Annotated in this window: 13 protein-coding genes; 11 read left to right on the top strand and 2 right to left on the bottom strand. The window is 74.8% G+C overall.

What is annotated here, in order from left to right:
- Positions 1-73: 73 nt before the first annotated feature.
- Together ACGFQC_RS31535 and ACGFQC_RS31530 are read left to right on the top strand one after the other, a co-directional pair.
- On the top strand, positions 74-832 hold the full coding sequence (locus tag ACGFQC_RS31535) for an MBL fold metallo-hydrolase (protein ID WP_363089943.1): 759 nt from the start codon (positions 74-76) through the stop codon (positions 830-832).
- A gap of 9 nt (positions 833-841) precedes the next feature.
- Complete coding sequence (locus ACGFQC_RS31530; RefSeq protein ID WP_363089944.1) at positions 842-2,077, top strand: DUF4032 domain-containing protein; 1,236 nt, start codon at positions 842-844, stop codon at positions 2,075-2,077.
- 34 nt (positions 2,078-2,111) lie between these two features.
- Here the strand turns inward: ACGFQC_RS31530 and ACGFQC_RS31525 are convergent, their stop codons facing one another.
- Positions 2,112-2,984, bottom strand: a complete 873-nt coding sequence (locus ACGFQC_RS31525) for a universal stress protein (protein WP_363089945.1) — start codon at positions 2,982-2,984, stop codon at positions 2,112-2,114.
- Between the two features lie 76 nt (positions 2,985-3,060).
- Between ACGFQC_RS31525 and ACGFQC_RS31520 the strand changes: the two genes are divergently transcribed.
- The 8 genes from ACGFQC_RS31520 (at position 3,061) to ACGFQC_RS31485 (ending at position 12,963) form a co-directional block, all read left to right on the top strand.
- Complete coding sequence (locus ACGFQC_RS31520) at positions 3,061-3,414, top strand: VOC family protein (RefSeq protein WP_363089946.1); 354 nt, start codon at positions 3,061-3,063, stop codon at positions 3,412-3,414.
- 242 nt (positions 3,415-3,656) lie between these two features.
- Complete coding sequence (locus tag ACGFQC_RS31515) at positions 3,657-5,333, top strand: FAD-dependent oxidoreductase (protein ID WP_363089947.1); 1,677 nt, start codon at positions 3,657-3,659, stop codon at positions 5,331-5,333.
- An 11-nt stretch (positions 5,334-5,344) separates the two neighbouring features.
- On the top strand, positions 5,345-6,835 hold the full coding sequence (locus ACGFQC_RS31510; RefSeq protein WP_393289017.1) for an ATP-binding protein: 1,491 nt from the start codon (positions 5,345-5,347) through the stop codon (positions 6,833-6,835).
- Positions 6,832-7,185 carry a UBP-type zinc finger domain-containing protein gene (locus ACGFQC_RS31505; RefSeq protein WP_363089949.1) on the top strand — a complete coding sequence of 118 codons (354 nt, stop codon included), beginning with the start codon at positions 6,832-6,834 and terminating at the stop codon, positions 7,183-7,185. The genes ACGFQC_RS31510 and ACGFQC_RS31505 overlap by 4 nt, the downstream gene beginning before the upstream one ends.
- A gap of 542 nt (positions 7,186-7,727) precedes the next feature.
- Positions 7,728-8,798 (top strand): tetratricopeptide repeat protein, encoded by a 1,071-nt coding sequence (locus ACGFQC_RS31500; RefSeq protein WP_363089950.1) that lies wholly within the window; start codon positions 7,728-7,730, stop codon positions 8,796-8,798.
- Positions 8,799-8,953: 155 nt separating this feature from the next.
- A complete protein-coding gene (locus ACGFQC_RS31495) occupies positions 8,954-9,919 on the top strand; it encodes a polyprenyl synthetase family protein (protein ID WP_393289002.1) in 966 nt (321 codons plus the stop codon).
- An 89-nt stretch (positions 9,920-10,008) separates the two neighbouring features.
- Positions 10,009-10,968: a threonine/serine dehydratase gene (locus tag ACGFQC_RS31490; protein WP_363089952.1), complete on the top strand. Its 960-nt coding sequence runs from the start codon at positions 10,009-10,011 to the stop codon at positions 10,966-10,968.
- Between the two features lie 327 nt (positions 10,969-11,295).
- Positions 11,296-12,963, top strand: a complete 1,668-nt coding sequence (locus ACGFQC_RS31485; protein ID WP_363089953.1) for a serine/threonine-protein kinase — start codon at positions 11,296-11,298, stop codon at positions 12,961-12,963.
- On the opposite strand, the gene ACGFQC_RS31480 is transcribed toward ACGFQC_RS31485, so the two are convergent.
- The gene (locus tag ACGFQC_RS31480) at positions 12,935-14,437 is read right to left on the bottom strand and encodes a serine hydrolase domain-containing protein (RefSeq protein ID WP_363089954.1); all 1,503 of its coding nucleotides are present in this window, start codon (positions 14,435-14,437) and stop codon (positions 12,935-12,937) included. The genes ACGFQC_RS31485 and ACGFQC_RS31480 overlap by 29 nt on opposite strands.
- Positions 14,438-14,533: 96 nt before the next feature.
- Here ACGFQC_RS31480 and ACGFQC_RS31475 point away from each other — a divergent pair, with 96 nt between their 5' ends.
- The gene (locus ACGFQC_RS31475) at positions 14,534-15,505 is read left to right on the top strand and encodes an LLM class F420-dependent oxidoreductase (RefSeq protein ID WP_363089955.1); all 972 of its coding nucleotides are present in this window, start codon (positions 14,534-14,536) and stop codon (positions 15,503-15,505) included.
- Positions 15,506-15,599: the final 94 nt, after the last annotated feature.

Here is a 15,599-nt window from a genome sequence, read left to right as displayed (position 1 = left end):
CAGCCGCGGTCACGGCCACGGCGATCTGCTTTGCTGTCCTCGTCGGGCACGGACCTCACCCCACGGGACGATCATGCGGGCAGACGTACGGCAGGTCGCGGACGGCACCTACCTGGTGCACGGCAGCAACACCAACTGGGTGATCCTCACCGAGGGCGACGCCGTCACCCTGATCGACACCGGCTACCCGGCGGACCGGCAGCGACTGCTGGACTCCCTCGCCGCGGTGGGCGGTTCACCGCGGGCGGTCACCGCCGTCCTCGTCACCCACGCGCACAACGACCACCTCGGGTCCGCCGAACACCTGCGCACCGCTCACGGCACGCCCGTCCTCCTGCATCCGGCCGAAGTCCCGCACGCCCGGAGGGACTTCCTCCAGCAGGTGAGCGTCGGCACGGTGCTGCGCAACGCCTGGCGGCCCGGCGTCCTGCCGTGGATGGTGCACGCGCTGCGCTCCGGCGGCACCGAACAGCATCCGGTCACCGCCCCGGAGCCGTTCCCCGCCGCCACCGGCACCACCGGCGCGCTGGACCTGCCGGGCCGGCCCGTACCCGTGCACACCCCCGGCCACACGGACGGCCACACCGTCTTCCACCTCCCGCAGGCCGGGATCCTCGTCTCCGGTGACGCGCTGGTCAGCGGGCACGCCACCTCGCGGATCCGGGGGCCGCAGCTGCTGCCCGGAATGTTCCACCACGAACGGGCCCGCGCGCTGGCCTCGCTGGACGTGATCGGGTCCCTGGCGGCCGACACCCTGCTGCCCGGCCACGGGCCGGTGCACCGGGGGTCCGTGCGGGAGGCTGCCCAGCGAGCCCGGGAACACGCCGTCTAAGGTCGGGCCATGGCTTTGCAGATCAGCGCCACCAACCCGGAGCACCCGGCCCTCCTGCTGGAGCTGCCCTGGCAGCTTCCGCTGGAGGAGTGGCCCGAGGACATTCTCGTACCGCTGCCGCGCGGCATCTCCCGGCACGTGGTGCGCTACGCCCGCGCCGGCGACGAGGTGATCGCCGTCAAGGAACTGGCCGAGCGCCCGGCGCTGCGCGAGTACGAACTGCTGCGCGACCTGGACCGGCTGGGCATCCCGGCCGTCGACCCGCTGGCCGTGATCACCGGGCGCGCCGACCCGGCGGGCGACCCGCTGGAGCCGGTCCTGGTCACCCGGCACCTGGGCGGGTCGATGCCGTACCGGTCGATGTTCGAGACGACCATGCGGCCGGCGACCATGCACCGGCTGATGGACGCCCTGGCTGTGCTGCTGGTGCGGCTGCACCTGGCCGGGTTCGCGTGGGGCGACTGCTCGCTGTCCAACACCCTGTTCCGGCGCGACGCGGGCGCCTACGCCGCCTACCTGGTCGACGCCGAGACCGGTGACCTGCATCCGCAGCTGAGCCCCGGACAGCGCGACTACGACCTGGACCTGGCCCGCGTGAACATCAGCGGTGAACTGCTCGACCTGGAGGCCTCCGGCGCCCTGCACCCGTCGGTGGACCCGGTCGAGTTCGGCATGGAGATCTGCTCCCGCTACCAGGGGCTGTGGCAGGAGCTGACCCGCACCTCCGTCTACCCGGCGGGCAAGTACCACTACATCGAGCGCCGCATCCGCCGGCTCCACGAGCTGGGCTTCGACGTCGCGGAGATGCAGATCGAGCACTCCACCAACGGCGACACGGTCACCTTCGTGCCGAAGGTCGTCGACGCGGGCCACCACCAGCGGCAGTTGCTGCGGCTGACCGGCCTGGACACCGAGGAGAACCAGGCCAGGCGGCTGCTGAACGACCTGGAGAGCTGGATGGCCACCCAGGACGACTACGCCCCGGGCGACCCCCTCGCCGCCCGCCCCGAGGTGCTGGCGCACCGCTGGGTGCGGGACGTGTTCCGGCCGACCGTGCGGGCCGTGCCGCTCGAACTGCGCGGCTCCATGGATCCGGCGGAGATCTACCACGAACTCCTCGAACACCGCTGGTACCTGTCGGAGCGCGCACAGCACGACATCGGCCTCGACACGGCCGTACAGGACTACATCGCCAGGATCCTGCCCCGCGCGCGGGAGACCCTGGAGCCGACGACGCCGGAGTGAGCCGGACGCCCGGGGAGCCGGGCCCCGGCCCGCGTCACTCGTGCGGGACGACGGCCACGGGGCAGTCCGCGTGGTGCAGCACGCCGTGCGCCACCGAGCCGATCCGGGCGCCGACCGCGGTACGGCGGGCCCGCCGGCCGACCACCACCAGCTGGGCCCGCCCGGACACCGACAACAGCACCTGGCCGGCGCTGCCGATCTCCACGTGCTCCACCACCGGTACGTCCGGGAAGCGCTCGCGCCACGGGGCGAGGGCGTCGGCCAGCGCCTTCTTCTCGTACGGTTCCAGGCCGCCCGCGTCGTCGAGCAGCTTGAGCGAGGCGGGGCTGTAGGAGAACACCGGGGGCAGGGTCCAGGCCCGTACCGCGCGGACGGAGGCGCCGCGGGCCGCCGCCGTCTCGAACGCGAACCGCAGCGTGGGCGCGCTGTCCTCGGGCGAGCCGTGCTGGCCGACCACGATCTCGTGCCCGGCCACCTCGGAGCTGGCCTTGTCCCCGGCCCGCACCAGGACGACCGGACGGCGGGCCTCGGCGATCACCTGCTGGCCGACCGAACCGAGCAGGAAGCCGACGACCGCGCCGTGCCCGCGCGAGCCCAGCACCAGCAGTTCCGCCTCCGCCGCGGCGGCGAGCAGCGTGTCCGCCGGCTCGCCCTCCAGGACGTCGCCGGTCACCCGCAGTCCCGGGTGGCGTGCCGCGACCTCCGCGACGGCCTCCCGGGCGGCGGCCCCCACCCAGTCCCGCTGGGCGTCCCGGTCCGCCACCTCGGCCGCCGCGTCCGGCTGGAACCGCCAGGCGTGCACCACCCGCAGCGCCAGATCCCGCCGGACGGCCTCCCTGGCCGCCCAGGCCAGTGCCGCCAGGCTCTCTTCCGTTCCGTCGACCCCTGCCGTGATCGGGCCCGTCATCCCGTCGCCTCCCCGCTTCTGTTCACCGAATCGATTCGATTCGTCGGGTCCAGTCTTCACCACTGGCCTTCCGGTCATGACCTTGGAGTGGGAACAGGTGATCGTCGACGCTGCCGGTCCGGTCGCGCTGGGGCGCTGGTGGGCCGAGGCCCTCGGCCGAGTCGTGGTCGACGGCGCCGCCGACGAGTTCGGGATCGGGCCGGCCCCGGACCGGCTGCCGGGCCTGCTGTTCGTGTCGGTGCCCGAGGCCAAGACGGTCAAGAACCGGCTGCACCTGGACTTCCGGCCCGGGGACCAGCGCGCGGAGGTCGACCGTCTGCTGTCCCTGGGGGCGCGCCCCGCCGACGTGGGGCAGGGCGAGCAGACCTGGGTGGTGCTGGAGGATCCCGAGGGCAACGAGTTCTGCGTGCTGAGCGCCCGCAAGGGCTGAGACCCGTCCCGGTCCGGCCGCGGGTGCCCGTCCCGGTCCGGCCGCGGGTGCCGTCCGTCCCCGGCCGGCGGGCCCCGTGCCGTGCCGTGTCTGTCGTGTCGACCGACGGTGCCCCGTCCTGTACCGGGAGCGCACGGCCCCACCGGCTCCGGAGCGGACGCGGGCGATCGACCATACGATGGGCGGGAACCGGCGCGGGGCCCGCCGTGCCGCGAGTCCTGAACCCCCGGGGTGGGAGACGTATGGCACAGGCCACCGAGACCGCGCGGACCGTCATTCTGACCGTGGACGACGATCCGGGGGTCTCCCGCGCCGTCGCCCGCGATCTGCGGCGCCGCTACGGCGCCGCGTACCGGATCGTGCGCGCCGAGTCCGGCGAGTCCGCGCTGGAGGCCCTGCGCGAGCTGAAGCTGCGGGGCGACCTGGTGGCCGTGATCCTCGCGGACTACCGCATGCCGCAGATGAACGGCATCGAGTTCCTCGAACAAGCACTGGACGTGTACCCCGGCGCGCGGCGCGTGCTGCTGACCGCGTACGCCGACACCAACGCGGCGATCGACGCGATCAACGTGGTCGACCTCGACCACTACCTCCTCAAGCCGTGGGACCCGCCGGAGGAGAAGCTCTACCCGGTCCTGGACGACCTGCTCGCGGCCTGGCGCGCCGGCGACCACCGGCCCGTGCCGGCCACCAAGGTCGTCGGGCACCGCTGGTCGGCGCGCTCCTCCGACGTGCGGGAGTTCCTGGCCCGCAACCAGGTCCCCTACCGCTGGTACTCCTGCGACGAGCCGGAGGGGCGGCGGCTGCTGGCCGCGGCCGGCGCCGACGGCCGGCGACTGCCGCTGGTGATCACCCCCGACGGCACCCCGCTGACCGAGCCGGACGCCCCCGAGCTGGCCGCCCGCGTGGGACTGGCGACGACCCCGGAGGCGGAGTTCTACGACCTGGTGGTGATCGGCGGCGGCCCGGCCGGGCTCGGCGCGGCCGTCTACGGCGCCTCGGAGGGGCTGCGGACCGTACTGGTGGAGCGGTCGGCGACCGGCGGGCAGGCCGGGCAGAGCTCCCGCATCGAGAACTACCTCGGCTTCCCCGACGGCGTGTCCGGCGCGCAGCTCACCGACCGGGCCCGCCGCCAGGCCACCCGGTTCGGCGCCGAGATCCTCACCGCGCGCGAGGTGACGGGACTGGAGGTCAACGGCGCCGCCCGCGTCGTACGGTTCTCCGACGGCTCGGCGGTCGCCGCGCACAGCGTGATCCTGGCGACCGGTGTGTCGTACCGGCAGCTGCCGGCGCCGGGCTGCGACGACCTGACCGGCTGCGGGGTGTACTACGGCTCGGCGCTGACCGAGGCGGCCTCCTGCCAGGGGCAGGACGTGTACATCGTGGGCGGCGCCAACTCGGCGGGCCAGGCGGCGATGTACCTGGCGCGGGGCGCCAAGTCGGTGACGCTGCTGGTGCGCGGCGAGTCCCTGGCGGCGTCGATGTCGTACTACCTGATCCAGCAGATCGAGGAGGCGCCGAACATCTCGGTGCGCACCCGTACCGTCGTGGAGGCCGCGCACGGGGCGGAGCACCTGGAGCAGCTCACGCTGCGGGACGTGGACAGCGGGGCGAGCGAACTCGTCGACGCGCAGTGGATGTTCGTGTTCATCGGCGCGGCCCCGCTGACCGACTGGCTGGACGGCACCGTGCTGCGCGACGAGCGCGGGTTCATCCTGGCCGGGCCGGACCTCACCCCGGACGGGCGGCCGCCGGCGGAATGGGAGCTGGACCGGCCGCCGTACCACCTGGAGACCAACATCCCCGGCGTGTTCGTGGCGGGCGACGCGCGCGCCGAGTCCGCCAAGCGCGTCGCGTCCGCCGTCGGAGAGGGAGCCATGGCCGTCATGCTCGTCCACCGTTATCTGGAGCAGTCGTGAGCGGGCGGCCGATGCCCTGCGACACGGCCGAGGTCGGCACGCTGTTCCTGTTCGAGAAGCTCTCCCCCGAGCAGCTCGGACGGCTGTGCGCCGAGGGGCGGGTGGAGCGGTTCGAGCCCGGTCCGGTCTACACCGAGGGCGACCCGGCGACCTGCTTCTACGTGATGATCGAGGGCACGGTGGTGCTGTACCGCCGGGTCGGGGGCGACGACGTCGAGGTCAGCCGCACCTCGCAGCGCGGCGTGTACGGGGGCGCGATGCAGGCCTACCTCGGGGACCGGGTGCCTCAGGTCTACAACAACTCGATGCGGGTGACCGAACCGACCCGTTTCTTCGTGCTGCCCGCCCAGTCGTTCTCGGACGTCATGCAGGAGTGGTTCCCGATGGCCGCGCACCTGCTGGAGGGACTGTTCTTCGGCTCGAAGAGCACCCAGCGGGCCGTCGGCCAGCGCGAACGGCTGCTGGCGCTCGGCTCGTTGTCGGCCGGGCTCACGCACGAGCTGAACAACCCGGCCGCCGCGGCCGTGCGGGCCACGGCGACGCTGCGGGAGCGGGTGGCGAAGATGCGGCACAAGCTCGCCGTCATCTCGCAGGGCGCCTACTCCCGCGAGGTGCTCGCCAAACTGATCGAGATCCAGGAGCGCACCGCCGAACGGGTCGCCAAGGCCCCGGTGCTGAGCCCCCTGGAGGCCTCCGACCGGGAGGACGAGCTGACCGACTGGCTCGACGACCACGGCATCCCGGAGGGCTGGCGGATCGCGCCGACGTTCGTGCAGGCCGGACTCGACGCGGACTGGCTGGATCAGGTCGCGGCGGCCGTGGCGGCCGACATCCTGCCCAACGCGATCGGCTGGCTCAACTACACCGTCGAGACCGAGCTGTTGATGGACGAGATCGACGACTCCACCAACCGGATCTCCCAGCTCGTCGACGCGGCCAAGCAGTACTCGCAGCTCGACCGCGCCCCCCACCGGGTCGTCGACGTCCACGAACTCCTCGACAGCACCCTGCTGATGCTGTCCGGGAAGATCGGCCCGCGCATCGAGGTCGTCAAGGACTACGACCGCGCCGTGCCGGACGTCCCCGCGTACCCGGCGGAGCTGAACCAGGTGTGGACGAACCTCGTCGACAACGCGGTCTTCGCCATCAACAGCGCCGGCGGGGAAGGCACGTTGACCGTGCGGACCGCGCGCGAGGGCGACCGGCTGCTGGTCGAGTTCGGCGACACCGGGCCCGGCATCCCGGCGGACGTCCGCAGCCGGATCTTCGACCCCTTCTTCACCACCAAACCGGTCGGCGAGGGCACCGGCCTGGGCCTGGAGATCTCCTGGCGGATCGTCGTGAACAAGCACCACGGCAGCCTCCAGGTCGAGTCCGCGCCGGGCGACACCCGCTTCCAGGTACTGCTGCCGCTGACCGCGCCGAACACCACGACCGGTGCCGGCGCCGGCAGCGACGCCGACGCCGAAAACACTTCCGACACCGCCGAGGAGCCCGTATGACCGACGCCCACGACCTCGACCCGAGCGTCCCGCCGAGCGGCACCGGCTGCGTCGAGTGCGACGCGAGCGGCGGCTGGTGGTTCCACCTGCGGCGCTGCGCCCGGTGCGGACACGTCGGCTGCTGCGACTCCTCCCCCGCCCAGCACGCCACCGCGCACTGGAAGTCCACCGGGCACCCCCTGGTGCAGAGCTTCGAGCCGGGCGAGGACTGGTTCTGGGACTACGACGGCGACGAGCTGTACGAGTCCGGCCCGGAGCTGGCGGAGCCGTCCTCCCACCCCCTTGGCCAGCCCGTGCCCGGCCCGGCGGGGCGGGTGCCGGACGACTGGGCGCGGTCGCTGAACCGCTGACGCCCGGCAGCCCGTTCCCCCGTGGCCGGCGGAGGCCCTCTGGCCGCCGGCCGGCGCGAGGAGTGGGCCGGCGTGGCCCGCGTCCCCCGGGGGACGGCCGTAGGACTGCGGACGGCGCCGCTGCCGGCGCGGGCGGACGCCCTCGTCCGGCGGGACCGCCTGGCGCCCGTCACGTCCGGCCGGCAGGGGCCGGCCGTACGGAGGCGGTGGCGATCGCCCATCGGGAGGGACTGCTGGAGCCGGAGACGGACGCGCCGGGCTGAGCGCGGGCGCGGCACTCCTCCTCCCCCCACCGCCCGCCCGCCCGCGACACCCTTCCCCCACCGCCCGTCCGCGGCGCCGCGGCGGCCCGCCGCACCGCGGCCCGTCGAGTGATCTGCGCCTCACAGGCAACCCGGCCCGCCGCACACACGTCTTGACCGGCAACGACACGCGGCATCCGGTGACACCGCCCCGGCCGTCTCCTCGGCCGGGGCGTTTTCCGGACGCGCTATACACACCATGTATACACACAGTGCATACATGGTGGCCGAAAGGAATCGATGTACGGCAAGGCTTTCGCCCCGGAGTACCAGGGCGCCCTCACCACCCTGTCCGTGAACTCCTCCCTGGTCGACGTACTGACCGCCGGCACCCAGCAGTTGGCGGCGGCCGAGCGGGCCGGCGAGCGGGCCGAGGCGGCGCGCTCCGGGCTCGCGGTCGCCGAGGCGCACCGCAGGCTGGGCCAGGTGCGCGAGGCCGACCGGGCCTGGAAGGCGAGCTACCGCGCGGCCCGGGACGCGGGCGACGTGGCGGCGATGGCGTGGGCCCTGTGGAGCGGCGGCACCCTGGCCCGGCAGCGGGGCGCCTTCCCGCTGGCCCGGCGGCTGCTGGCGCTGGCGGCCGACCTCGGGGAGCGCGGCGGGGACGTCGTCGTCCGGGGTTACTCGCTGGCCGGGCTCGCGGAGACCGGCCGCATCCAGGGCGACTACGAGGCCGTCGGCAGGCTGCACGAGCAGCTCCTGGCCGAGGCCCGCCGGCGCGGCGAGGCACGGCACACGGTGTGGGCACTGGAGGGCATCGCGCAGATGCACCGCAACTCCGGGGACTTCGACACCGCCTACGCGCTGTTCCAGGAGGCGGCAGAGATCTCCGCGCGCGCCGACGACCGGCGGGGCCACGCCTGGGCGCTGCGCGGCCTCGCGGACGTCGTCTCCGTGCGGGACGGCGACACCGGGCGCGCCCTCGCCCTGCTGGCCGAGGCGGAGACGGCCTGCCGTGCGATGAACCTCACCGGCGCGCTGGCCTACAACCACAAGATGCGCGGCAACGTCCTGTACCGGGCGGCCCGTTACGCCGAGGCACGGGATCTCTACGAGCAGGCCCTCGCGGAGTTCGGCGCGATGGGCGAGCCGCGCGGGACGGCCCTCGCCCGGCTCGGGTTGGCCAAGTCGCTGGCCCGCCTGGGCCGCGACCGCTCCGAGACGGCCAGGGAACTGACGTCACTGGCGGCGGAGTTGGAACGGATCGGACTGCGGCACGCCCGGGAGATGGTGGCGCGGGCCGAGGACGAACTCGGCATCGGGACGGCCGCCGTCCGTCCGGGTGGCCAGACCGCGGAGGCCGTACGGTGACGGCGCTCTCCACGACCACGCTTTCCGCGAATGCGGTTTCCCCGAGTGCGGTTTCCCCCGCGGCGCTCTCCACCACGGTGGTCGCGCCGGCGGCGGGGCCGGCGTCGGCGGCGGGGCCGGCCGCCCCAGCCGTCCTCGAGCGCTGCCGCACGCTGGTGCGACCCGCGCTGGCGGAAGCGGTCGGCCGACTGCACCCGTGGGTGGGCGAGATGGCCGCGTACTCCTTCGGCTGGTGCGAGGTGGGCGGGGCACCCACCGCCGCGTCCGGCGGGAAGGGGCTGCGGCAGGCCCTCGCCGTGCTCGGCGCCGAGGCGGCGGGAGCGCCCGCGCGTGCCGGGGTCGCCGCGGCCGTGTCGGTCGAACTCGTGCACGCCTTCTCCCTGTTGCACGACGACATCATGGACGGCGACCCCGTGCGAAGGCGCCGCCCCACGGTCTGGAAGGCCTACGGCACGGGACCCGCGGTCCTCGCCGGTGACGCCCTGTTCGCCCTGGCCGTAGAGACCCTCGCCGCGGCCCCCGGCGGCGCCGGCGGCGTACGGCTGCTGTCCGGGGCGCTCGCCGGGCTGGTCCACGGGCAGGCCGACGACCTGCTGTTCGCCGTGCGGCCCTGGTCGGGGCCCGAGCGGGTGCGGCCGGACGCCTACCGGGCGATGGCCGAGGGCAAGACCGGCGCGCTGCTGGGCTGCGCGGCCGCGCTGGGCGCCGTGCTCGGCGGGGCGCCCGAGGCGACCGTCACCGCGCTGGACCGGGCCGGACGGCATCTCGGGATCGCCTTCCAGGTGGTCGACGACCTGCTGGGGATCTGGGGCGATCCGGCCGTGACCGGCAAACCCGTCCACGGCGACCTGCGCGGGGGCAAGAAGACCTTTCCGGTGCTGGCGGCCCTGGAGTCACCCCGGCCGGCGGCCCGGCGCCTCGCCCGGCTGCTGGAGGCGGGGGGTGACCCCGTCGAGGCGGCGGCACTCGCCGAGGAGGCCGGGGGCCGGGCGGCGGCACTCGCCGAGGCGCGCCGGCAGGTGTCCGCCGTGGAATCGGCGCTCGCCGGGGTGCCGCTGCGGGCGGGGGCCGCGGACGACCTGCGGTCGCTGCTGGACTTCCTGGTGCGACGCGACCTGTGACCACCGTCCGGACCCCGGTTGACCTGGGCCGCCGCCGCGCGACAGGGTGCGGGGAGCGCGCGGCACAGCGCGCGGGAAAGGTGGTCGTCTTGATCGGCATCACGGACATCGAAGCCGCGGCGGAGCGGATCGCCGGGCACGTCGTCCGCACCCCGACCCTCCCGAGCCCCGGGCTCTCCGGGCTGCTCGGTGTCCCCGTCACCGTCAAGCTGGAGCTGCTCCAGCGCACCGGTTCCTTCAAGGCGCGCGGGGCCACGGCGAAACTGCTGTCGCTCTCCGGGGCGGAGCGGGCGGCGGGGGTGGTCGCGGTGAGCGGCGGCAACCACGGGATCGCGGTGGCGGTCATGGCCGCCGCCCTCGACGTCAAGGCCACGGTCGTCATGCCGCGTTCGGCGCCCGCCCGGGCCGTCGAGATCGTCGAGGAGGCGGGCGCGTCGGTACGGCTGACGGACGGGATGGGCAGCGCCTTCTCGCTCGTGAACGACCTGCGGGACGAGGGCCTGACCCTGGTCCACCCGTTCGACGACCCGGTGGTGGTCGCCGGTCAGGGCACCGTCGGCCTGGAACTCGCGCGGGACGCCGACGAGCTGACGGACGTCCTGGTCAGCGTCGGGGGCGGCGGGCTGATCTCCGGGGTCGCCGCGGCCCTGCGGGCGCTGCGGCCGGGGGTGCGGATCTGGGGGGTGGAGACCGAGGGCGCGGAGGCGATGGCCGAGGCGCTGAAGGCCGGCGGTCCGGTGCCGGTGGAGGTGTCGTCCATCTCCACCACCCTGAGCGCGCCGGCCGTCTCGGCGCTGACGTACGAGCACGTCTCGGTCCTGGTCGGCGAGGTGCTCGTGGTGCCGGACCGGGAGGCCGTACGGGGCTGCCTGGAGCTGGCCGAGCACGCGAAGGTGTGGACCGAGCCGGCCGCCGGATGTCTGCTGCCTGCCGCCCGGCGGGTCGTGGAGCGGGTGGGCCCCGGCGCCCGGTTGGGACTGGTGGTCTGCGGGGGCAACGCGTCGGCAGCGGACATGGCGTCCTGGGTCGCGCGTTTCGACCTGCGCTGAGACCGGAAAGCGTCCGCGGCGGCCGTCCTGCGGGAATGGGCCGGCGGCCACCGCGGCCTTTCCGGCCGACGGCCGCCGCCGGCGTTTCCGCGGGTGGCCCGCGCGGGCGTTTCCCTGACAGCCCGCGCGGGCGTTTCCCGGACGGCCGGCGCGGGTTCACCGCTGGTCGCACGGCCGGACCGTTCGGCGTCATTTCCTTTCCTCGCACAGGCGCACGCCGTTTTTGAATGAAAGACAGAAATCCCGCCCGAGTCGCCCGCTCTTGAACGCGCACCCTCTCGACCGCCGTACCACTGGGAAAGGTGAGCAGCCGGGGTTCAGCGAGGGATGACCATGGTCAAGGCGCACGTCTCCACGCACGAGTTGGTCGCCGGTCGGTACCGGCTCCTCGACGTCGTCCACCGCGAGACGAACCGCGTCAGCTGGTACGGCGAGTACGCCGACGGGCCGGCGGGTTCCCGGCCGTGTCTGGTCACCCGGGTCGGGCTGCCCGCGGACCTCGCCGAGGAGGACGCGCACCGGGCCGCCGAGCGCGTGGTGCGGATGTCCGAGACGATGGCCCGGGTGTGTCCCGGCCGGGTAGCCAGCGTCCTCGACGCCCTCGCGGAGGCGGGCTCCCTGTGGACCGTGACGGAGTGGATCGACGGCCTCCCCCTCGGCCAGCTGATCGAGCAGCGGCGCGTGCTGCGGCCCGCCCGCGCCGCCCGGATCGGGCTGGAACTGCTCGACGTGCTGGAGGCGGCCCACGGCGAGGGCATCACCCACGGCGAACTGAGCCCCGGTCAGGTGTTCGTGCGGGCGCGCGGACCGGTCGTCGTCACCGGCTTCGGCCTCGCGGGCGCGACCCTCGCCCCGCGACTCGCGGCCCCGGCGTACGCCTCCCCCGAGCAGGCACGTGACGAACGCATCGGACCGGCGGCCGACCTGTGGGCGGTGGGCGCGATCCTCTACACGGTCGTCGAGGGCCGGCCGCCCTACCGGGACCGGGACCGGCCGGAGGCCACGCTGAAGGGCGTGGACCGGCTGCCGCTGCGCACCCCCCTGCGGTCCGGCCCGCTCGGTCCCGCCGTCCAGGGCCTGCTGCGCAAGGACTCGCGGGAGCGGACGACCCGGCCGACGGCGCGCCGGAACCTCGTCCGCGCCCTGGACGAGAACGCGCACGCCGTGCCCGCGCCCCGGCCGCGGCGGGCGTACGCCGTCGCACGGGTCGCCGGTCCGCGGTGGAGCGGGCGGGTGGTGGCGGCCGGGACCGCGCTGGCGGTGGTGACGGTGGCGGTCGCCGCGCTGGCCGCGACGGGCCAGCTGCCCGGCGTCGAACAGACGGCGTCGGACAGCGCGCAGTCCCGGCCGCCCTCGCCCGGCGCCCCGCCCGGCGAGGACGGCGCCGACAGAGTCACCGGTGTGCCGGCGCCGAGCCCCAGCCCTTCGGTCCCCTCCTCGCCGCCCGCCACCTCCCCGGACGCGAGCACCGGTCCGGCCCCGGCTCCGACCCCCACGGCCGCGTCCCCGCCGGCCACCGCCGGGACCCCGCCGGCCGGCTTCCGGGTCCTCCGGGCGCCCGAGGGCTTCTCCGTGGCCCTCCCCGCGGGCTGGACCCGGCTGGACACCGCGCGCTCCGGGGACCTCGCCTACCGGGTCACCTTCGGCGCCGAGGGCGACCCGCGCACCCTCGCGGTCACCTACAGCGAGCGGGTCGGCCCGGACCCGGTGGCCGTCTGGCGCGAGGACGTGGAGCCGGGGCTGCGCAAGGCCGGGGGGTTCGAGCGGATCGGGGCGATCGAGGCGACGACGTACCAGGGGTACGAGGCGGCCGACATGGAGTGGCTCGTCGACGTCGACGGCACCCGGGTGCGCACCTTCGGCCGGGGTTTCCTGCTCGGCGGCCACCGCGGCTTCTCCCTGCGCTGGACGACCCCCGCCGCCGACTGGGACGCCACCGCCAACCGGCGGGCCCTGGACGCCTTCCTCACGACCTTCCGGCCCGGTCCGGCCTGATCCGGACGGGGCCCCGGGTTCCGTCGGACGGGACCGGCCCGCGCGGCGCGCGCATCCCGCGCAGCGGGCCGCCGTGCAGCGGCTGGGTGGCCCAGCGGGCGGTGAAGGTGCCGTCCGGGAGGGCGCAGGTCACCCGGAGCCGGTGGGGGGTCTCCAGGAGGGCGAGGTCCGCGGTGAGGGTGTCGCCGTCGCTCCAGCCGCCGCTCACCGCGAGGGGCACGGGTTCCTCGGTCACGGTCCAGGCGCCGGTGCCCGGGCGCGCCGTCAGGCGGTCGTCACCCTCGGCGAGGACCAGCGTCCAGCCGTCGCCGTCCGCCGTGACGGTGACACCGGTGAGGCTCGGCCGGTCGGCGCAGACACCGCCGTACGGGGTGAAGGCGGCGTCCCGCCACTCCCGCGCGTGTTCCGGCGGCGCGGGCTTTCCGGGGGCCGGCGGAAGGGCGAGGCGGGTGAGGCGGTCGGCGAGTGCGGCGTCGGCGTCCCGGGGGCCGGGCAGCGGGGCGGGGCGGAACGCCGGCAGGAGGTGCTTCCAGACGAGGTCGAGCAGGCCCTGCATGTCGGGGGTCGCCGCGGTGGTGGCGACGACGGCGTCGTGCTCGGGCAGGACGAGGCAGAACTGGCCGTAGGCGCCGTCGCCGCGGTAGCCGTGCCGGGACCGCCAGAACTGGAGGCCGTACCCGCGGTCCCAGTCCGGCCGGTCGGCGTCGCCCATGGTTCCCGCGGTCGGCACGTGCTCGCGGGTCGCCTCGGCGGTCCACTTGGGCGGCAGCAGCCGCCGCCCCTCCCAGCGGCCCTCGTCCAGGTACAGCTGCCCCAGTCGGGCGATCGCGTCGGTGGTGCCGTGCAGGCCGCTGAACCCCAGCTCGCGGCCCGTCCGGTCGCTCAGCCAGGCGACCTCGCCGAAGCCGAGCGGGTCCAGCAGCCGGGGCCGCAGGTAGGCGGTGAGCGACTGGCCGGTGACGCGCTGGAGGATCGCGGCGAGGGTGTAGGTGGCGGGCTGGTTGTAGGCGAAGACCGTGCCCGGGTCGCGGTCCGGCGGCAGCAGCAGGAAGCCGCGGACGAGGTCGTCGCGGTCGAGGGCGCGGGCCCGGTCCAGGGTCTCGGCCTCGTGTCCGCTCGCCATCGACGCCACGTGCCGTACCCGCATCGCGCGGCTGCGGGGGTCGGTGACGTCGGCGTCGAACTCGGGGAAGTACGAGATCACCGGGTCGTCGAGCCCGATCAGCCCCTCGGCCACGGCGAACCCGGCGGCCGTGGAGGTGAAGCTCTTGCTCAGCGAGTACAGCAGGTGGAGGCGGTCGGGCGCGTACGGCGCCCACCAGCCGGCGGCGACGACACGGCCGTGCCGCAGGACCATGAGGCTGTGCGGCTCGATGGTTTCGGCCGCCTCGACGGCGTCGAGGAAGGCGAGGACGCCCGAGGCGTCGACGCCCTGGGCGGACGGGGTGCCGGAAGGCAGGGGACGGGCGCTCATGCCCGCATCCTTCCCCGTGCGCCGGGCGGGCACCGGGGGATTTCCCGTCCCGCCCGCGGCCCGTTTCCTCCCCGTCCGCCGGGGGACCCGGCACCCATGGTGCGAATCGGGTACACGATGATGACCGAGCAGGCCGGCCCCCGTGAGCTGGTGGGCCATCTGGTGCGGGCCGAGGAGGTCGGCTTCGACTTCTCGGTGACCTCGGACCACTACTTCCCGTGGCTGCGGTCGCAGGGGCACTCGCCGTACGCGTGGAGCGTGCTGGGCGCCGCCGCCCAGGCCACCTCCCGCATCCCGCTGATGACCTACGTGACCTGTCCCACGGTCCGCTACCACCCGGCGATCGTGGCGCAGAAGGCGGCCACGATGCAGCTGCTGTCCGAGGGCCGCTTCCGACTGGGGCTGGGCTCCGGGGAGAACCTCAACGAGCACGTGGTGGGCGGCGGCTGGCCGCCCGTGAACGTGCGGCACGAGATGCTCGAGGAGGCCGTGGAGATCATCCGCGCGCTCTTCGGGGGCGGCCACGTGACGCGTCACGGCACGCACTTCGACGTCGACTCGGCCCGCCTGTGGGACCTGCCCGACCAGCCGCCGGAGATCGGCATCGCGGTCTCCGGGGAGCAGTCGTGCGCGCTCGCGGGCCGCCTCGCCGACCTGGTGATCGCCACCGAGCCCAAGCCGGGGCTGCTGGAGTCCTTCGACCGGCACGGCGGTGCGGGCAAGCCGCGCGTGGGCCAGCTGCCGGTCTCCTACGACCCCGACCGGGACACGGCGGTGCGGCGGGCGCACGCCCAGTTCCGCTGGTTCGGCAGCGGCTGGAAGGTGAACTCCGAGCTGCCGCACCCGGACTCCTTCGAGGCGGCGACCCAGTTCGTCACCCCGGACGACGTGGCCGCCTCGATCCCCTGCGGCGACGACCCGGACGCCTTCGTCGAAGCGGTCCGCCCCTACGCGGAGGCCGGGTTCACCGAGGTCGCCCTGGTGCAGATCGGGGGTGACGCGCAGCCGGCGTATCTGGACTGGTCGGAGAAGACGCTGCTGCCGGCGCTGCGCGAGGCGTTCGCCTGATTCCGCGCGACCCGCGCCACTGACTGGGCAGCGGACCGGGCCACGGGCGGCGGACGGCGGCACGAGCGGTGGCCGTATGTGCTCCCGGGTCGCT

It is taken from the genome of Streptomyces sp. NPDC048734 (genome assembly GCF_043198675.1).
Classification (GTDB): Bacteria; Actinomycetota; Actinomycetes; order Streptomycetales; family Streptomycetaceae; genus Streptomyces.
Note: the sequence above shows the minus strand (reverse complement) of the source record. Positions and strands in the feature narration are given on the sequence as shown.